18 protein-coding genes and 1 pseudogene are annotated in these 18,140 nt (G+C 71.0%); 12 read left to right on the forward strand and 7 right to left on the reverse strand.

Going from position 1 to position 18,140, the window contains the following annotated elements:
- Window positions 1-72 precede the first annotated feature (72 nt).
- From ACWD5D_RS36475 to ACWD5D_RS36490, 4 genes are all read left to right on the forward strand, one after another.
- On the forward strand, window positions 73-498 hold the full coding sequence (locus ACWD5D_RS36475) for a GNAT family N-acetyltransferase (RefSeq protein ID WP_451377088.1): 426 nt from the start codon (window positions 73-75) through the stop codon (window positions 496-498).
- 152 nt (window positions 499-650) lie between these two features.
- Window positions 651-1,994 (forward strand): hemolysin family protein, encoded by a 1,344-nt coding sequence (locus ACWD5D_RS36480; protein ID WP_451377089.1) that lies wholly within the window; start codon window positions 651-653, stop codon window positions 1,992-1,994.
- Window positions 1,991-3,004 (forward strand): hemolysin family protein, encoded by a 1,014-nt coding sequence (locus tag ACWD5D_RS36485; protein ID WP_451377090.1) that lies wholly within the window; start codon window positions 1,991-1,993, stop codon window positions 3,002-3,004. The genes ACWD5D_RS36480 and ACWD5D_RS36485 overlap by 4 nt, the downstream gene beginning before the upstream one ends.
- 181 nt (window positions 3,005-3,185) lie before the next feature.
- On the forward strand, window positions 3,186-4,034 hold the full coding sequence (locus ACWD5D_RS36490; protein ID WP_451377091.1) for an SGNH/GDSL hydrolase family protein: 849 nt from the start codon (window positions 3,186-3,188) through the stop codon (window positions 4,032-4,034).
- Window positions 4,035-4,434: 400 nt separating this feature from the next.
- On the opposite strand, the gene ACWD5D_RS36495 is transcribed toward ACWD5D_RS36490, so the two are convergent.
- Window positions 4,435-4,926 (reverse strand): GNAT family N-acetyltransferase, encoded by a 492-nt coding sequence (locus ACWD5D_RS36495; RefSeq protein ID WP_451377092.1) that lies wholly within the window; start codon window positions 4,924-4,926, stop codon window positions 4,435-4,437.
- A gap of 99 nt (window positions 4,927-5,025) precedes the next feature.
- Between ACWD5D_RS36495 and ACWD5D_RS36500 the strand changes: the two genes are divergently transcribed.
- A complete protein-coding gene (locus ACWD5D_RS36500) occupies window positions 5,026-5,946 on the forward strand; it encodes a LysR family transcriptional regulator (protein WP_451377093.1) in 921 nt (306 codons plus the stop codon).
- A 126-nt stretch (window positions 5,947-6,072) separates the two neighbouring features.
- Here the strand turns inward: ACWD5D_RS36500 and ACWD5D_RS36505 are convergent, their stop codons facing one another.
- Window positions 6,073-6,612, reverse strand: a complete 540-nt coding sequence (locus ACWD5D_RS36505) for a GNAT family N-acetyltransferase (protein WP_451377094.1) — start codon at window positions 6,610-6,612, stop codon at window positions 6,073-6,075.
- A 177-nt stretch (window positions 6,613-6,789) separates the two neighbouring features.
- Here ACWD5D_RS36505 and ACWD5D_RS36510 point away from each other — a divergent pair, with 177 nt between their 5' ends.
- The 3 genes and pseudogenes from ACWD5D_RS36510 to purB all read left to right on the forward strand — a co-directional run bounded on the left by ACWD5D_RS36510 (window position 6,790) and on the right by purB (window position 9,036).
- Window positions 6,790-7,149, forward strand: a complete 360-nt coding sequence (locus tag ACWD5D_RS36510) for a hypothetical protein (protein ID WP_451377095.1) — start codon at window positions 6,790-6,792, stop codon at window positions 7,147-7,149.
- A gap of 106 nt (window positions 7,150-7,255) precedes the next feature.
- A pseudogene (locus ACWD5D_RS36515) lies at window positions 7,256-7,381 on the forward strand (SGNH/GDSL hydrolase family protein); the annotation flags it as partial.
- A 212-nt stretch (window positions 7,382-7,593) separates the two neighbouring features.
- Window positions 7,594-9,036, forward strand: coding sequence for an adenylosuccinate lyase (gene purB, locus ACWD5D_RS36520; protein ID WP_451377096.1), 1,443 nt, complete (start codon window positions 7,594-7,596; stop codon window positions 9,034-9,036).
- 75 nt (window positions 9,037-9,111) lie between these two features.
- Here purB and ACWD5D_RS36525 read toward each other — a convergent pair whose 3' ends face one another.
- Window positions 9,112-10,521: a hypothetical protein gene (locus ACWD5D_RS36525; protein WP_451377097.1), complete on the reverse strand. Its 1,410-nt coding sequence runs from the start codon at window positions 10,519-10,521 to the stop codon at window positions 9,112-9,114.
- A gap of 184 nt (window positions 10,522-10,705) precedes the next feature.
- On the opposite strand from ACWD5D_RS36525, the gene ACWD5D_RS36530 reads away from it, so the two are divergent.
- The gene (locus ACWD5D_RS36530; RefSeq protein WP_451377098.1) at window positions 10,706-10,972 is read left to right on the forward strand and encodes a hypothetical protein; all 267 of its coding nucleotides are present in this window, start codon (window positions 10,706-10,708) and stop codon (window positions 10,970-10,972) included.
- A 163-nt stretch (window positions 10,973-11,135) separates the two neighbouring features.
- Here the strand turns inward: ACWD5D_RS36530 and ACWD5D_RS36535 are convergent, their stop codons facing one another.
- Together ACWD5D_RS36535 and ACWD5D_RS36540 are read right to left on the reverse strand one after the other, a co-directional pair.
- Window positions 11,136-11,846 (reverse strand): ABC transporter permease, encoded by a 711-nt coding sequence (locus ACWD5D_RS36535; protein WP_451377099.1) that lies wholly within the window; start codon window positions 11,844-11,846, stop codon window positions 11,136-11,138.
- 2 nt (window positions 11,847-11,848) lie between these two features.
- Window positions 11,849-12,769, reverse strand: coding sequence for an ABC transporter ATP-binding protein (locus ACWD5D_RS36540; RefSeq protein ID WP_451377100.1), 921 nt, complete (start codon window positions 12,767-12,769; stop codon window positions 11,849-11,851).
- Between the two features lie 120 nt (window positions 12,770-12,889).
- On the opposite strand from ACWD5D_RS36540, the gene ACWD5D_RS36545 reads away from it, so the two are divergent.
- From ACWD5D_RS36545 to ACWD5D_RS36555, 3 genes are all read left to right on the forward strand, one after another.
- Window positions 12,890-14,164: a sensor histidine kinase gene (locus tag ACWD5D_RS36545; protein WP_451377101.1), complete on the forward strand. Its 1,275-nt coding sequence runs from the start codon at window positions 12,890-12,892 to the stop codon at window positions 14,162-14,164.
- 9 nt (window positions 14,165-14,173) lie between these two features.
- Window positions 14,174-14,827: a response regulator transcription factor gene (locus ACWD5D_RS36550; protein WP_451377102.1), complete on the forward strand. Its 654-nt coding sequence runs from the start codon at window positions 14,174-14,176 to the stop codon at window positions 14,825-14,827.
- A 100-nt stretch (window positions 14,828-14,927) separates the two neighbouring features.
- Window positions 14,928-16,085: an ROK family transcriptional regulator gene (locus ACWD5D_RS36555; protein ID WP_451377103.1), complete on the forward strand. Its 1,158-nt coding sequence runs from the start codon at window positions 14,928-14,930 to the stop codon at window positions 16,083-16,085.
- Window positions 16,086-16,215: 130 nt separating this feature from the next.
- Here the strand turns inward: ACWD5D_RS36555 and ACWD5D_RS36560 are convergent, their stop codons facing one another.
- The gene (locus ACWD5D_RS36560) at window positions 16,216-16,974 is read right to left on the reverse strand and encodes a GntR family transcriptional regulator (protein WP_451377104.1); all 759 of its coding nucleotides are present in this window, start codon (window positions 16,972-16,974) and stop codon (window positions 16,216-16,218) included.
- A 251-nt stretch (window positions 16,975-17,225) separates the two neighbouring features.
- A complete protein-coding gene (locus tag ACWD5D_RS36565; protein ID WP_451377105.1) occupies window positions 17,226-18,110 on the reverse strand; it encodes an RNA polymerase sigma-70 factor in 885 nt (294 codons plus the stop codon).
- Window positions 18,111-18,140: the final 30 nt, after the last annotated feature.

The following is an 18,140-nucleotide window of genomic DNA, read 5'->3' on the forward strand; positions in this document are numbered from 1 at the left end:
CCGGGACGGCGGGGCGTCCCACGGTGGGAAAACCCCTCGCCCGGCGGTCGGGCGCTCTGCTTGGCTCGCTCCATGAGTGATCTCCGCATCCGCCCCGCCGCCCTCTCGGACATCGACACCGTGCTGCTGTTCTGGCGGACGGCGGCGGAGGGAACGAGCATCAGCGACGACCACGACGGCGTGGCCCGGCTCGTCACGACCGACCCCGAGGCCCTGCTCCTCGCCGAGCGTGACGGCGTCCTCGTGGGCACGGTCATCGCGGGGTTCGACGGGTGGCGCTGCTCCGTCTACCGCCTGGCCGTGCATCCGGACCACCGCCGGCAGGGCGTCGCCGGCGCCCTCCTGCAGGCCACGGAGGAGCGCTTCGCGGCGCTGGGCGGCCGGCGCGTGGACGCGATGGTGCTGGAGGTCAACGAGCGGGCCCACCACACCTGGGCGGCGGCCGGCTACCACCGCGAGGACCACTGGCGGCGCTGGGTGAAGCCCCTCACGGACTGAACCGCGAAAAGTGCTTTACTAGTCCTTTACCATTGAGGGACAGTCCGGCCCTCGATGAAAGGTTGTGAGCGTCCTCCCATGGACGAACCGCCCCGTCCGCGACACCGCGCGTCGCGCCCCGCCTTGTCCGATCCTGGGACGGGGGTGACCCGATGACCGAAGTGCTGCTCCTGCTGGTGGCGATCCTGTTGTCGTTCGCCTGCGGTGCCTTCGTGGCGGCCGAGTTCTCGCTCACCACGGTCGAGCGCGGTGAGCTGGAGCGGGCCGTCGCACGGGGCGAGCGGGGCGCGGCGGGCGCGCAGAAGGCCGTACGGAACCTGACCTTCCAGCTCTCCGGCGCCCAGCTCGGCATCACGGTCACCAACCTGGTGGTCGGCATGCTCGCCGAGCCGTCGATCGCGAAGCTCCTCTCCGGGCCGTTCCAGGCGCTGGGCCTGTCGTCGACCATGGCGACCACGGTCGCGCTGGTCCTCGGCACGGCCCTGTCGACGGTGTTCCTGATGGTCGTGGGCGAGCTGGTGCCCAAGAACTGGGCGATCTCCTCGCCGCTGGCCGTGGCCAAGCGGGTCGGCACCCCGCAGCGCTTGTTCAGCGCCGCCTTCCGCCCTTTCATCACACATCTCAACAACACGGCGAACCGGTTCGTGCGCCGGTTCGGCATCGAGCCCGCCGAGGAGCTGGCCTCCGCGCGCGGGCCGCAGGAACTGGTGGCGCTGGCCCGGCACTCCGCGAAGGAGGGGGCCCTGGAGGCCGACACCGCCGAACTGTTCGTGCGGACCCTGAACCTGGCCGGACTGACCGCGGAGAACGTGATGACCCCTCGCGTCCAGGTCGTCGCCCTCGACACCCAGGCCACCTGCGAGGACGTGGCGAACGCGACGCGGGCGACGGGCCTGTCCCGGTTCCCGGTCCACCGCGGCGGCCTCGACGCGGTCGTCGGGGTGGCCCACATCAAGGACGTCCTGGCGCTGCCCGCCGAGGAGCGGCCCCGCCGCTCCGTCACCCATGTGATGCGTGAGCCCCTGCTGGTGCCCGAGTCCCTCACCGTCGACCGGCTGCTGGACCGTCTGTCCGGCAAGCGGACGATGGCCGTCGTCATCGACGAGTACGGCGGGACGGCGGGCGTGGCGACCCTGGAGGACATCGTCGAGGAGGTCGTCGGCGAGGTGCACGACGAGCACGACCCGCACGAGACGCCCGACCTGGCGCCGGCCGGATCCGACGGCGACGGCCGGGCACTGTACTCGGCCGACGGCGCCGCCCGCACGGACCAGCTCGCGCGCGTGGGCCTGCGGGTGCCCGAGGGGCCGTACGAGACGCTGGCCGGGCTCGTCGCGACCGAGCTGGGCCGCATACCGGAGATCGGGGACACGGTCGAGGTCGCCGGCTGGCGGCTGGACGTGGTGGACGCCTCCGGACGCCGGGCGGCGCGCGTGCTGCTGCACGCGCCGCTGGGTGACGAGCGGAGCGACGAGCGGACGGAGGGGGCGCGATGACCGTCGTCCAGTTGCTGATCGGTGTGGCGACCCTCGTCGTGAACGCCTTCTTCGTGGGTGCCGAGTTCGCGTTGATCTCGGTGCGCCGTTCGCAGATCGAACCGCTCGCCCAGAAGGGCGACCGGCGGGCGAAGAGCGTGCTGTGGGGTCTGGAGCACGTGTCCGCGCTGCTGGCCGCCGCGCAGCTCGGCATCACGCTGTGCACGCTGGTGCTGGGCGTGGTCGCGGAGCCGGCCATCGCGCATCTGCTGGAGCCGGTGTTCCACGCGATCGGGGTGTCCAAGAGCGCGGGGCACGCGGTGTCGTTCGTGATCGCGCTGACCCTGGCGACCTATCTGCACATGCTGCTGGGCGAGATGGTGCCGAAGAACATCGCGCTGGCCGAGCCCGTACGCAGTGCGCTGCTGCTCGGTCCTCCCCTGGTCGCGTTGTCCCGGGCCCTGCGCCCGGTGATCTTCGCGGTCAACGCCTTCGCGAACGGGCTGCTGAAGCTGCTCAAGGTGGAGGCCAGGGGCGAGGTCGCGGCGACGTTCTCGGACACCGAGCTCGCCGACATCGTCCGGGACGCCGGTCAGGCGGGCCTGATCGACGGCCGGGCGCAGGAACGGTTGCGCGACGCCCTGGAGCTGGGCAGCCGACCGGTGCGGGATGTCGTGGTGCCGCTGGAGCGCGTGGTCTACGCACGCGTGGGCATCACCCCCGAGCAGTTGGAGGGGTTGTCGGCCGAGTCGGGCTTCTCCCGGTTCCCCGTGGTCGACGTCGGCCGCCGGATCGTCGGCTATCTGCACGTCAAGGACGCGCTGGACGCCTCGCCCCGGGACGTGCCGTTCCGGCTGCGCGACATGCGACCCATCGCGCGGGTGCGCGAGGACACCCCGCTGGACGACGTGCTCACCGCGATGCGGGGCAGCCGTACGCACCTCGCGGCCGTGATCGGTGACGACGGCCGGCTGGCCGGGCTCGTGACCATGGAGGACGTCCTGCGGGAGCTGTTCGGGCAGCCGGCCTGAACGGTGCCGGATCCCCGGCGTGACCGACCGGGGTGACCGACTGCGGTGGCGGACCGCGGTGGCGGACCGCGGTGGGCGAACGGGGTGACGGACCGGGGTGACCGACCGCGGTGGGCGACCGCGGTGGCCGACCGGGGTGACCGACCGACGGGTATGGCGCCGGGATACCATCGCTGTCGCCATGCAGACGAACTCCATACCTCCCGCGCACACCAGCCTCGTCGCCGTCGGCGACTCCTTCACCGAGGGCATGTCGGACCGGCTTCCCGACGGCTCCTACCGGGGCTGGGCCGACGTCCTCGCCGCGCGGATGGCCGCCCGCACGCCGGGCTTCCAGTACGCGAACCTCGCCGTGCGCGGGAAGCTCATCGGGCAGATCGTCGACGAGCAGGTGGATGTGGCCGCCGCGATGGACGCTGACGTGATCACACTCGTCGGCGGGCTCAACGACACGCTGCGGCCCAAGTGCGACATGGGCCGGGTGCGGGGGCTGCTGACCGAGGCCGTGGAACGTCTCGCGCCCAGCTGCAAGCAGCTCGTGCTGATGCGCAGCCCGGGCCGCCAGGGCCCGGTCCTGGAACGGTTCCGGCCGCGCATGGAGGAACTCTTCGCCTGCGTCGACGACCTGGCCGCGCGGCACGGCGCCCTGGTCGTCGACCTGTACGGGGCACCGTCGCTGGGCGACCCGCGGCTGTGGGACGTGGACCGGCTGCACCTGACGGCCGAGGGCCACCGCCGGGTCGCGGAGGCGGTGTGGCAGTCGCTCGGCTACGAGCCCGAGGACACCGAGTGGCGCACGCCGATACCGGCCACGCCGCCGCCGGGCTGGACGGCCCGCCGCACCGCCGACGCGCGCTTCGCCCGCGAGCACCTGCTGCCGTGGATAGGCCGCCGCCTGACCGGCCGCTCCTCCGGGGACGGCCGGACAGGCGCCCAGTTCAGCGCTGAGCTGGGCAAAGCCTTCTGGGTCACCCCTGCGGACCACACAAACCCCGGCCCTGTTTCGGACTGGCGACGGGTGGGGCCCTGACCCGGAGCCCCATAAGTCACGACTTGCGGGTGGATCACTAGTCGTTCTGGAGCGGTGGGCCGGTGGCGCCGGGCATCGGGGCAGCGCCGGCTGAGGCCGTCCCGCTCGATCAGAACGGGCACGGCGTGCGGGAGAGGAGTTCCCCAGGCCAGGGCCTCGTGGGCACCGCGCGGCGGGGGCACCACGGACCGGTCCGGGCACGTGGGGAACCCCTACCGCGGCCGCTCGGACCCCCTCATCAGGCCCGCCTTCAGTGCAGTCGACCCGTACGGGGTGGCCTCGAGGCAGCCGCCCACATGGTCCTGCCACGACATGGCAGAGGTTCCGCGTGTGCGGAGGAACCGGCCGTCAGTGAAGGCAGCCGCGGGGCGAGGCAGATTGCGAACTCCGGGCCGGGGCATCACTTCAGCTCCATGAGGATGTCGGCGCGGGCGTAATAGTCGGCCACCGGGAGACGGTTGCGGGTGATCCGGACGAACCCGGCTTCCTCGTACAGGTGGATGGCGGGAGCCAGCTTGCTGTTCGTGCCGAGGAACAGTCGGGTCGCACCAAGTGCCTGGGCACGGTCGGTCGCCGCGGCTATGAGTCGGCGGCCGATGCCGCGTCCCTGCGCGGCGGGGGCCACGGCCATCTTCGCCAGCTCGAACACGGCGTCCGGATAAGCCAAAAGCGCGACGCACCCGACAACGGCGCCGCTGCCCTGCTCGCGCGCCAGGAGCACATCACCGCCCGGGCCCACGATGCGACCGAACGGATCTCCGAGAACCGTCCGGTCCTCTTCCTGCAGGGTGAACAGGCGGGAGATCCACTCCTCGTTCAACGCGCGGAACGCGTCGGCATCACTTTGTGAGGCGATCGAGGAGACCTCGGTGGGAGCAGAGGTGTACGGCATGAGGCGGGTTTCCCTTCGGGTGTAGCTCCCCACTAGCCTCCGGTCCCCCTTACTCATATGTCCAATACAAGCAATAGCCCATATCAATAAGCTTGAACTATGGATCAGCGCATCGAGCTCCGCCACCTGCGGTACTTTCTGGCTGTGGCCGAGGAACTCCACTTCGGCCGTGCCGCCCAGCGGCTGAACATCGCTCAGCCCGCCCTGTCGCAGCAGATCAGGCAGCTCGAGAAGATCGTCGGTGTCGAGCTGTTCCGGCGGACCTCTCGAAGCGTGCGCCTCACAGACGCGGGAGCGACGTTCCAGCCACGGGCGAGGGACCTTCTGGGCCGTCTGGCGGCCGACCTCGACGAGGCCGGCCGTGTCGGGCGCGGCGAGGCCGGCCGTCTGGACATCGCCTTCATCACCTCCGCCACCGCGATCGTCAGCGAACGGCTCCGTGAATTCTCCCGCTGCCGCCCGGACGTCCAGGTCAAACTGCACGACGGCTTCACCGTCGATGTCCTGGCGGCCCTGGAACGGGGCACGGCCGACATCGGCATCGTGCGGGATGCCGAGAAGCGAGACGACATCGATCTCTCCCTGCTGACAACGGAACGGTTCGTCGCCGTCATCCCCACAGACCACCCCGCCGCAAGAGCTGATCATGTGGAAGCAAAGGCGCTGACCGCTGACCCGCTGATCCTGTTCCCGCGTTCAGCGGGAGCCCAGGCGTTCGACGTGAACACACAGCCGTTGCGGGACGCCGGCATCGACGTCCAGGTCGCGCAAGAGTGCTCGAACTGGCACACCATCATCATGTTCGTCGCCGCCGGCCTTGGCGTCACCATCGCCCCCTACAGCGTCACGACACTGCTCCCCGCAGGCGCCCAACGTCTTGAACTCGACGGACCTGCCACCATGAGCCGGATCTTCATGGCCACCCGCCGAGGAGACAACCGTCCCCTCGTACAAGCCTTCATCGCAGCATCCGAGTCCGTGACAGGTCGCGGCCACGACCGGACGACGAGAGCACGTTGACCTGCCGAGCGAGCGCCTCCGTTCTTGCGGTACGTGGCGCCGCTGAGCTCCTTGACCATGGTCTTCCTTCCGAGTGGGACCACCTTCGTCCCTCGCGTCGGGGCTCCGCGGCCGTCGAGCACGAGCTCAAGCGGACGGCGTGACCGGGGACCGCAGGCCGAGCCACTGCTCGGCGTCCCAGGCTCGAAACCGCTCCACCTCGGTAAACCCCAGCTTTGCCGCGAGGCGCATCGAGCCGACGTTGGCGGTCTGGGTGGTGAGCACCACCGGCTCGCCGGGAAGGACGCCGTCGAACCAATCGAGTGCCGCCGCGCACGCCTCGGCGGCATACCCGAATCCCCACGCCTGCGGCAGGAACAGGTAACCGAGATCGGCCTTCCCCGCAGCTGCCGGGCGACGATGCTCCGTTGCCCTCCTGAGCAGGATCTGGCCGATCATCGCCCCGTCGAGATCAACGACGAAACTCCCAGGCCACCGCTCGGGCACCTCGGGCATCTCACGCTCAAGCTCGTCACGCGGCCGGGGGCCGCCAAGGTAGGTGTGCACCTCAGGCGACGCCAGTACCTCGATGAACGCCGCACGGTCCCGGGCCTCGGGCTCACGGAGCACGAGCCTCTCGGTCTTGATCGGGGCAGGCGGCCAAGCGACGGGTCCGAGTTCAGTCATGCCGACCAACTAATCAGCTGATCAGCAGGCTCTGCAACGATCAAGGCTCGCTCTCAACCCCGGTTTTCAAGGCTCTGGCCGCAGTTCCGGTTCCGTGAATCACAGCGTCTGGTGAGCTGGCAGTGGAAGATGCGCCGGAGGCTGCCTCGTATCCCGACCGTAGGACATGCTGTCGCGGTGAGTGATCTTCAACCAGCATGGCAGGAATGGCTGAACAGCCTGGACGTGCCACGGAAGGCTGCCGCGGAGTCGCTGTGCGCCCAGTTCCGCTCCCTCGGCGTGACCGATCCTGTCGACCTGATCAGGTCGCAGGTCATGGAAGACCTTCCGCAGCTCGCGCGATTCGTGCTGCTGCGGAGCCTGTGGCACGGTGCGATCGACGGCTGGACCAAGCCGGGCTCGCTCCCCTGCGATCTCGCTCGGGCGGGCTTCGCCGGCTCATTGCCAGAGTTCAGCTCCGTCGCGCCCGCTGGGATCCATTGTCAGGAGGTCTTCATGCAGGCCAGACAGGGCCCGCCCACGCCGGCGGCGATGTAAACGTGTCGGGTGGGGAGGCCGGCTGGGTGGTTGGAGTCTGGCGAAGACGGTTCTCCGACGAGAGGCTTGACGGTCATCGGGCGTGGTGATCCTTGATGCTCGGATTACGCCACCCCCTTGCCGTACGCGCCCTCTGCCCTACGCGCAGGAAACCTGGGCGGGTGTCACACCGTCCGGCGACGGCCGCCCGACCAAGCGCCCGGAGCTGCTGCCGTACGAGGGCCCGGCGTAGCTGCTGCACGAAGGGCGACCGGGGCTGCCGTACGAAGTGGCAGCCGTGACGGCCGTACGAAGCGTCGCCCCGGGCCGCCGTGCGAGGAGTCGGCGGGACGGTTCCGGCCCTGGTCAGCAGGCCGGAGCGGGCCGTGTGACATGACTCTCGTAGCTTCCGCCGAACAACCCTCTGGCGCTGGCCTGCACAAATCGCCAGTAGAATCTGGACACGTGACTTCTGCGCCCGCCAAGCCCCGCATCCCGAACGTCCTCGCCGGACGCTACGCCTCCACCGAGCTTGCCACGCTCTGGTCCCCCGAGCAGAAGGTGAAGCTGGAGCGGCAGCTCTGGCTCGCCGTGCTGCGCGCCCAGAAGGACCTCGGCATCGAGGTGCCGGACGCGGCGATCGCCGACTACGAGCGCGTCCTCGACACCGTCGACCTGGCCTCCATCGCCGAGCGCGAGAAGGTCACGCGGCACGACGTGAAGGCGCGGATCGAGGAGTTCAACGCCCTCGCCGGGCACGAGCACGTGCACAAGGGCATGACCTCCCGGGACCTCACCGAGAACGTCGAGCAGCTGCAGGTCCGGCTCTCGCTGGAGCTGATGCGCGACCGTACCGTGGCCGTCCTGGCGCGCCTGGGCAAGCTGGCCGGCGAGTACGCCGAGCTGGTCATGGCCGGCCGCTCGCACAACGTGGCCGCGCAGGCCACGACCCTCGGCAAGCGCTTCGCGACCGCCGCCGACGAGCTGCTCGTGGCCTACGGTCGCGTCGAGGAGCTGCTCGGCCGCTACCCGCTGCGCGGCATCAAGGGCCCGGTCGGCACCGCGCAGGACATGCTGGACCTGCTCGGCGGTGACACGTCGGGGCTCGCCGAGCTGGAGAACCGCATCGCCCGCCACCTGGGCTTCTCGCAGGAATTCACCTCGGTCGGCCAGGTCTACCCGCGCTCCCTGGACTACGAGGTCGTCACCACGCTGGTGCAGCTGGCGGCGGCGCCGTCCTCGCTGGCCAAGACGATCCGGCTGATGGCCGGGCACGAGCTGGTCACCGAGGGCTTCAAGCCCGGTCAGGTCGGCTCGTCGGCGATGCCGCACAAGATGAACACCCGCTCCTGCGAGCGCGTCAACGGCCTCATGGTCATCCTGCGCGGCTACGCCTCGATGACCGGCGAGCTGGCGGGCGACCAGTGGAACGAGGGCGACGTGTCCTGCTCGGTGGTGCGCCGGGTCGCGCTGCCGGACGCGTTCTTCGCGCTCGACGGCCTGCTGGAGACCTTCCTGACCGTCCTCGACGAGTTCGGCGCCTTCCCGGCCGTCATCGCCCGCGAGCTGGACCGCTACCTGCCGTTCCTCGCCACCACGAAGGTGCTCATGGCCGCCGTGCGCGCCGGCGTCGGCCGCGAGGTCGCGCACGAGGCGATCAAGGAGAACGCCGTCGCCACCGCGCTCGCGATGCGCGAGCAGGGCGCCGAGCGCAACGACCTGCTCGACAAGCTCGCCGCCGACGAGCGTCTCCCGCTCGACCGTGAGCAGCTGGCCGCGCTGATGGCGGACAAGCTGTCCTTCACCGGCGCCGCGGCCGACCAGGTCGGTGTGGTCGTGGGCCGGATCGAGGAGATCGTCAAGCAGCACCCGGAGGCCGCCGGCTACACCCCCGGAGCGATCCTCTGACCTGCTTCACCCAGGCGGAACCGGAAGCCGCCCGCGACCGTCTCGTCCCGGACGTGGTCGCGGACGGCCTCCATGTCAGCCGAGCGTCACCGACATCTTGAACAGCACGTACCCGCCGTTCTGTCCGATGAGACCGTTGCCGTTGTCGCCGAGAAGTGCGCCCTTGTCGTGAATCGGCGCGTCTTCGGCACCGGGCAACGGATTTCCCTCGTCCGGGGTGCCGTTGGTGTGCAACCGAGCCGAGCCGAGGACATATCGCAGCGATACCGGCCGGGCTGCCACGAAGTTGCAGGAGTCCCAGACCTCGGACGGATTCGAGTTGTCGGCGCTGAGGATGACGGTCAGGCCAGGGTTGTAGGTGTGGTTCTCCGGGAACCAGACGCGCAACCGCGCCTTTTGCAGCTTGGCCGCCACGTTCCCGCTGGTGTTCGGTGAAGCGATCGAGTCCAGGTTCGGCGCGATGTCGTTCACGACCAAGGCGAAGCATTCGTAGGTGTGATGGTCCTTTGCCACCAGTTCGTCGGCGTAGCGCTCGTTTCCCTCGTCCGCGTCCTTGCACTGGACGAAGTTGCGCTCATCCCCCTGCGTCGGGTTGTCGGTGATCGAGTTGAACACCGGGTACGGTGCCGGGCGCTGCATGGTGAAGGTCTTGCGGGCCGGTCCCCAACCTCTGGTGTTGTCGATCTGCGGCGTGCTGGTGACCTTGACGCTGCTCGGTACGCCGGCGCTCGTCACCTTGTCCGGGCGGTCCTTGGTGTGAGGGCGCAGCGGTATCACGCCGGTGACCACCAGCGTGACGACGACGGCCACCACGGCAACGGCGCCGACGAACGGATAGACCAGAAGGGCGTACTCGCGTTCCGTGGTGGGAAGAGGGCGCTTGCCAAAGGCTCCACGGAGTGCCGCGATGAAGGCCATGCCCTCGGACTCGGCCGGCGGGGACGGTTGGTGGGCCCGGTCTTCAGCAGTCCCTGCTGTGAGTCCAGGGTGGGCGAGCCGATGTTGAGTCGCCTCATGGAAAGCAGGGTCATCGGCTCTCGCGAGAACCAGTCGAGCAAGTGCGCGGAACCCCAGTACCTCGTAACGACTGTGCGTCTTGACACCACCGGCCTGGAAGTAGAGATCCTCCTTCGACCCGCCATCGGCTACCTCCGATGCCCACCCCCTTCGGGCGTCCAACAGCCCGTGCGAGCCGAGGTCGTTCCCTTCGTCGTCCTTGCCGATGGCCAGGGCGACACGGACGGCCTTGGGAACCGCCGGTTTCGTCACCTTGGGGCCGATGTGGTCCATGAACTGGGCGAACGGCGGTTCGAGCAGATCACCGATGAGCCCATCGAGCACGTGGAGTGCCGCTTCCCGGTCACCGGAGGGTGTCAGAAGACCGAGGAGTTCTGCGTAGCGGGGCTCGTTCAGCCTGTCGGCGCTGAGCCCGGTGCCGAGACTCAGTGCCTTGAACGTCGTCACCAACTTGTCAACGTCGCTCACGTGGTCACCCTCCGACCTGACACATCAGTGCTGGTCAGTATCCCAGACACCACCCGACAGCAGACGTCCCGAGCCGACAGAAGAAGTGTCGGCCCAACTGTCCTGTACTGTCCTCCGCCTTCCGCCGCACCTTGTGACGCGCGGGCACACACGTGCACGCGAAAAGAACAAGGAGGCGGCGGTCATGGGTAACGAACTGGCTCTGGAACGGGCGGACATCGAGCTGTTCGAGCCGGCCTCGCATGGCAGGCACGAAGAGATGAAGTCCATGGTCCGCAAGAAGCTGACCGGGGACGCGATGCGGGACTTTAGAGAAGCGGCCGACCTCACCCGTGAACTGGCGGGCGAAGACGAGTACGTCGCTCCCCTGTTGATCCCCGTCGTCCAGGACTACGCCCGCACGACGGCGCGGGACATGTATGACTTCGGCCGGGGCCGTGGGCGTTTGTGAGCGGCAACGACGTATGAGCGCGATCGCGTTGGTCGCGCTCATCTTCGCTCCACGCCCTCGCAGCGGAGTGGCGGCCGGGCTGTTCTACGTCCACGGGCTTCGCACCATGGCGGCCCGCCTCTTTGTCGGGGCCATCACCTTGTTCCTCTTGGACGGCGGGCCGTCAGGCGTCCCTGAGGCGGACGCTCCGTGCTCCGGTGAGGAGAGCCGCAGCCGCCCACAGCGCGGTCACGGCGAGCCCGGTCCAGGGGCCGAGGGTGCCGTCCCACGTGCTGTGCAGGGCCACTTGGCCGGCACGGTCGGGCAGGTAGTCGGCAACGCCCGCGGACAGGCCGCCGACGACGAAGGACACGATCAGCAGGAACGGGATCAGGATGGAGAGGGTCGCGACGCCGCTGCGCAGCACGGCCGCGAGTCCGGCGGCGAACAACGCCATCAGCGTGAGGTGGAGGCCGCAGCCGACGGCCCCGCGCAGTCCCTCGGCCCAGGTCGGACCGGATGTGCCCAGGAGGGCCCTGCCCACCGCGAGCGTCACCAGACCGGTGAGCAGCCCCACCGCGAGCACGGGCAGGGCGATCGCCGTGACCTTGGCAGCGAACCAGCGACGCCGGTCGGGCACGGCGGCCAGCGCCAGGCGCAGCGCGCCGCCCTGGAACTCCGACGCGACGGCCGTCGTACCGAAGGCGACCGCGGCGATCTGTCCGAGGCCGACCCCGAAGAACGCCGAGAACAACGGGTCCGTGCCGTCGGCGTCGACGGCGGCGATCGCGGAGAACGCCGTGGTGATCACCGGGATCGCGGCCAGGCTGCCGACGAGCTGGCGCAGCGTGCGGATCTTGATCCACTCGGCGTGCAGGACGGGGGAGAACGGCATGGTCAGGCCTCCTGGGGCTGGGCGGTGAACTCGGCCTCGGCGCCGGTCAGATCGAAATAGGCCTGTTCCAAGGTGGCCTCCTGGGCGGCCAGTTCCAGTACAGGGATGCCCGCTTGCGACATGAGGCGGCCGAGGTCGTCCACGCGCGCGTGGCGCACGGTCCAGGTGCCGTGCTCGTCCCGGGAGGCGTCGTGGCCGTGGCGGGTGAGCAGGTCACCGAGACCGGCCGCGTCGGTGGTACGGATCCTGACCTGGGGCCGCACGCGCGCGTGGATGAACTCCTCGACCGAGGTGTCGGCGAGGAGGCGGCCCCGGCCGAGGATGACGAGGTGGTCGGCGAAGGCGGCGGTCTCGTGCATGAGGTGGCTGGAGACCAGGAGGGCACGGCCCTCGGCGGCGAGCCGGCGCAGCAGGGTGCGGATCCAGACGATGCCCTCGGGGTCGAGGCCGTTGGCGGGCTCGTCCAGCAGGATCACCTCGGGATCGCCGAGCAGGGCGGCGGCGATCCCGAGCCGCTGGCGCATGCCGAGGGAGTACGTCTTCACCCGCCGCCGCGCCACCGACGCGAGCCCGGTCTCCTCCAGGACCGCCTCGACCCGGCGGACGGGGATGCGGTTGCTCGCCGCGAGCGCGCGCAGATGGTCGTACGCGGTACGGGAGCCGTGGGCGGCCCGCGCGTCGAGCAGGGCGCCCACCCGGCGCAGCGGTTCGTCGAGTTCGGCGTAGGGCCGGCCGCCGATCGTCGCGGCGCCGGAGGTCGGCCGGTCGAGGCCCAGGACGAGCCGCATGGCGGTGGACTTTCCGGCGCCGTTGGGGCCGAGGAAGCCGGTGACACGGCCGGGGCGGACGCTGACGGTGAGGCCGTCCACAGCCCGGCGGCCGCCGTACTCCTTGGTGAGGTCCCGAAGGTCGATGCTGGTCATGGCACCAGCGTCGCCGGGCGCGCGGGGTCGGGTCCTCCCCCGCCGGTGGAGATCGTCTCCCCCGTGCGGGGGAGGGCCGATGTCCGTGCCGCCTGCGACGATGGCGGCATGGTCGCCCGCATGATCCGCTTGCTGCGCCCGCTGCTGCGCGGGACGACGTACACGCGCCTGCTGCATCTGTGGGTGCCCATGCTGATGGTCAGCGTGTGGCTCTTCATCGACATGTCGACCCCATGGATGCCCGCGCTGTTCCTCGTCCCGCTCGGCCTCGTTCCGGCTGTTCGGATGGGCGAAGGGGTGCAGGCGCGGCTGCTGCTGACGCCCGGTGAGGAGGAGCCGGGCATCTCCGTGACACCGTCGGTCTCGTGGCGGGACCGGTGGCGCACGGTGCTGTGGCTGGAGCTGCGCATGGCCCTCGGGGTGACGGCCGTGTTCGCCACGGTATGGATGCCGATCCTCGTGTACGAGCTGGCGAAGTGCGCGTGGGGAGGGGCCCCCTCCGGTTTCCCGCTGCTGGACCGGCTGCCGCCGGACCGGGCCTACGCCCTCCTCGTGCCGTTCCCTCTGCTCGCCCTGTACGGCGCGGTCGTCGGACTCGGCGCGCTCGTCACGGCGTGCGCGCGGCGGCTCCTCGGGCCGTCCGCCGCCGAGCGGCTGGCCACTCTGGAGGAGCGGACCGAGCAGCTACTGGAACGCACGCGGATCGCCCGGGAGTTGCACGATTCCATCGGGCACGCCCTGACGGTGGCGGTGGTGCAGGCGGGTGCCGCGCGGGCGGCGGGCGATCCGGATTTCACCGACCGTGCGCTGGGTGCGATCGAGGAGACGGGCCGGGCCGCCCTGGAGGATCTGGAGCGTGTCCTCGGGGTGCTGCGCGAGTCGGAGCGGCCGGTGAGTGCCCGGCCCACGCTGGCCGACGCCGGCCGCCTCCTGGACTCGGCCCGTGCCTCCGGTGCCAAGGTCGACGCCGAGGTGACCGGGCCCGTGGCGGCGCTTCCGGGGCCGGTCTCGCGCGAGGGATACCGCATCCTCCAGGAGGCGCTCACCAATGTGCTGCGGCACGCGGGAGCCGTTCCCGTACGGGTCCGGGTGGCCGTCGCCGACGGCACGCTCGCGCTGGAGGTCCGCAGTCTCCTTCCCGCCGCGATACCCGGGCCCGGGCGGGGCAGCGGCCTGCGCGGCATCCGGGAGCGCGCCGCGCTGCTCGGGGGCACTGCCCGTACCGGGCCGGACGAGGGCGACTGGCAGGTGCGCGTGGAGCTGCCGTTCGGCATCGTCCCGAAGAGGCGCGGGGCAGCGTCGGCCATGCGGTTGCCGCCGCGTGGGCGGGACCGGCCACGAGGGCGCGGCGGACGGTCGACCACCGATCACGACTTTCCCCAGCGGGGCGCTTAGGCTGGCCGGATGCCGGTCACCGTTCTCCTCGTCGACGACGAACCCCTGGTCCGCGCGGGGCTGCGGGCCGTGCTGGAGGCACAGCCCGACATCGAGGTGGTCGGCGAGGCGGCCGATGGGGCGGCGGTGATCCCGCTGGTGCGCCAACTGCGGCCGGACGTGGTCGCGATGGACGTGCGCATGCCGCTGCTGGACGGTATCGAGGCCACGCGCGCGGTGCTGCGCACCGTCGACGCGCCGCCGAAGATCCTGGTGGTGACGACCTTCGAGGACGACGAGTACGTGTACGAGGCCCTGCGGGCCGGTGCCGACGGGTTCCTGCTGAAGCGGGCCCGGCCGGCCGAGATCGTCCACGCGGTGCGTCTCGTGGCCGAGGGTGAGTCGCTGCTGTTCCCCGCGTCCGTACGGCAGCTCGCGGCCCGTTACGGCGGTGATCGCGCGGTCGGCGACCCGCTGGCGCAGGCCCGGCTGACCCAGCGGGAGGCGGAGGTGCTGCGGCTCATGGCGCGCGGGCTGACGAACGCGGAGATCGCCGCACGGCTGGTCGTCGGCACGGAGACGGTGAAGTCGCATGTGAGCGGTGTGCTGGCCAAGCTCGGGGCGCGGGACCGCACCCAGGCGGTGATCGCCGCCTACGAGTCGGGGTTCGTCGCGCCGGGCTGATCCGCGAAGGCCCGCCAGGTCGGCGCCGCCCGGCACTCGCCGGGGTGGGCCGGGCCGAGTACGATCCGCCCAACACGCCCGCGAGCTGGGAGGACGGACGGTGGGGCAGCTGACCGGCGGCGATCCCTCGCTGCTGCGAAGGATCAACTCCGCGGTGGTGCTGCACGCACTGCGTGCCACGGACTGCGCGACGCTCACCGAGATCACCCGGGTCACGGGCCTGTCCCGGCCGACCGTCGAGGGGGTCGTGGAGGGACTGATCGAGGCGGGGCTCGTGGTCGAGAAGGCCGCCGAGGAGGGCACCGCACGCCGCCAGGGGCGGCCCGCGCGCCGCTTCCGGTTCCGGGCCGAGGCCGGGCATCTGCTGGGCCTGGAGATCGGCGCGCACCGGGTCGCGGCGCTCCTGTCCGACCTGGACGGGCGGGTGCTGGGCGCGCAGGCCAAGGAGGTCGACGAGACGGCTCCGGCGGACGAGCGGCTGGAGCGTCTGCGCGGCGCGGTCGCCGAGCTGCTGCGACGGGCGGGCATATCCCGGGGTTCGCTGCGCGCGGTGGGCGTGGGCACACCGGGCATCGTGGAGGCGGACGGCACGGTGCGGCTGGGCACGGCCCTTCCGGAGTGGACGGGCCTTCGGCTCGGCGAGCGGCTCAGCCGCTCCTTCAAGTGCCCGGTCCTGGTGGAGAACGACGCCAACGCGGCGGCCGTGGCCGAGCACTGGAAGGGCGCGGCGACGGAGACCGACGACATGGTGTTCGTGCTGGCCGGACTGAGCCCGGGCGCGGGTTCGCTGATCGGCGGCCGGCTGCACCGCGGGTACGGCGGGGCGGCCGGGGAGATCGGCGCGCTGCATCTGCTGGGCCGGGAGGCGACCCCGGAGACGCTGCTGTCCACCACCGACGAGCCGTTGCATCCGCTGGACGAGCAGGCGGTCGCCGAGGTGTTCGCGCTCGCGCGAAAGGGCGACCAGCGGGCGCGGGCGGCCGTCGAGCGGTTCATCCAGCGGCTCGTGCACGACGTGGCCGCGCTGGTCCTGGCCCTCGACCCCGAACTGGTGGTGATCGGCGGCTGGGCGGCCGGCCTGGACGGCGTCCTGGATCCCCTGCGCCGCGAACTGGAGCGCTACTGTCTGCGGCCGCCCCGGGTGACGCTGTCCCTGCTCGGCGAGGCGGTCGTGGCCACGGGCGCGCTGCGACTGGCCCTGGACCATGTGGAGGAGCAACTGTTCGCGGTGGAGGGAACGGTCACCGCACGGCGCTGAGACGGCCAGGCGCACGGCGCCGGTGAGCCTCTCAGGCCGTCGCCGCCGGCTCCGTCACCGGGGAAACGCACCGCGCCCCGGTGGAGTTCCGGGGCGCGGCGAGGTGTGACGGGTGGCGACGAGGTGTGCGTCAGGAGGCCCGCTGCTCGGGGTCGTGGTGTATCTCGACGTCGGGCGAGTCCCCGAAGGTCAGCCGGCAGGTGTCGGCGCGGTACGTCGCCACGGAGAGCGCCGCGGTGCGGCCCTCGGCGAAGAAGCGCGTGGTGACGACCAGGACGGGCGAGCCGGGCAGCCGGTCGAGGTCCTTGGCGTCGTCCGCGCGGGCCGAGCCCAGCTCGACGGCGCGGTCCTGCCCCTCCAGGTCCAGGCGCTGCAGCTCGCGCAGCACCGCACGCGCGCGTGCGGGGCCGGACGGCGCGTCTATCGCGGTCAGGTCGGGCACCGAGGAGGCCGGGATGTAGAGCAGTTCGGTGGCGACGCGCTGGCCGTGGGACATCCGCGAGCGGCGCACGACGTGCACCTCGGCGGACCCGGTCTCCAGGGCCGCGGCGACGGCCGCGGGCGGCGCGTCCTGCTCGGAGTCCCCGGGCTGCCAGGCGTCGTCGCCGGCCCCCGGCCAGACGTGCCGCTCGGAGCCGACGGCCACACCCACGCGCGGCGGAGCGACGGTCGTGCCGACCCCGCGACGGCGCTGCAGCCGGCCCTCCAGCTCCAACTGCTCCAGGGCCTGGCGGAGCGTGGCGCGGGCGACACCGAAGCGGGCAGCCAGGTCGCGCTCGTTGGGCAGGATCTCGCCGACCGAGAACTCCGAGTCCAGTGCCTCGCTGAGCACGGTCCTGAGTTGCCAGTACTTCGGTTCCGGCACCGATTCCAGCTGCGTGGTCCCCACCCTGTCCTCCGCAAGAGCCGTGGTCCGGCGGTTTTTAGCGCCCTTGTTTATTAAAGGTTGTTGCACTTCTCTGCGACGATAGGGCGGCCCTCACCCTTGGTCAAGACCAATCCTCGATCCCTGACGAGACCTGGAGGCCCTGTGCCGCAGAGCGTTCACAAGCCGTTCGTTCGCGCGCGCGTGGGTGACATCGCGGCAAAGCCCTCGCCACAGGGCGAGGGCTCCGGGGCCAAAGTGACGGGTGGAGTGGGTCAGAGGCCGGCGAGAGACCCCAGTTTGTCCGGGTTCCGCATGATGTAGACGGTGGCGACGCGGCCGTCGACGACCTCCAGCTGGAAGACACTGTCCGGCTTGCCCGCGGACAGGACGAGCACGGCGACACCGCCGTTGATCTCGATGAGCCGGAGCGACACTTCCTGCACGCCCTGCGGGGCCACCGCGACCAGGAAGCGGCCCACCTTGTCGGCGGACTCCAGGACCCGTCGCGGGGTCTTCGCCTTGCCCCCGCTGTCTCCGACGAGACGGGTGTCCGGGGCCAGCAGGGACATCAGGCCGTCGAGGTCGCCCTCGGCCGCGGCGGCGAGGAACCGTTCGGTCAGGTCCCGGCGCTGGACGGGGTCGACCTCGTAGCGCGGCCGCCGCTCCTCGACGTGCCGACGGGCCCGCGCGGCGAGCTGCCGTACCGCCGCCTCGCCGCGGTCCAGCAGGGTGGCGATCTCGGCGAACGGGTAGCCGAAGGCCTCCCGCAGGACGAAGACGGCGCGCTCCAGCGGCGACAGCGACTCCAGGACGACGAGCACGGCGAGGGAGACGGAGTCGGCGAGCAGGGCGCGCTCGGAGGTGTCGGGGACGGTGTCCCCGAAGTCCGTGACGTACGGCTCGGGCAGCCAGGGCCCGACGTACGCCTCGCCGCGCGCCTTCACCTGGCGCAGCCGGTCGACGGCCAGCCGTGTGGTGATGCGCACGAGATAGGCGCGCGGCTCGCGGACCTCCGTGCGCTCGGCGCGCGACCAGCGCAACCACGCGTCCTGGACCACATCCTCGGCGTCGGCGACCCGCCCGAGCATGCGGTAGGCGACTCCCATGAGGAGGGGCCGGTTCTCTTCGAAGACGTCTGTCACGGTGTCGGCGCTCACCGCTTCATCCCATCCGACACACCCGGCGGT

The organism is Streptomyces sp. NPDC002520, assembly GCF_053595235.1.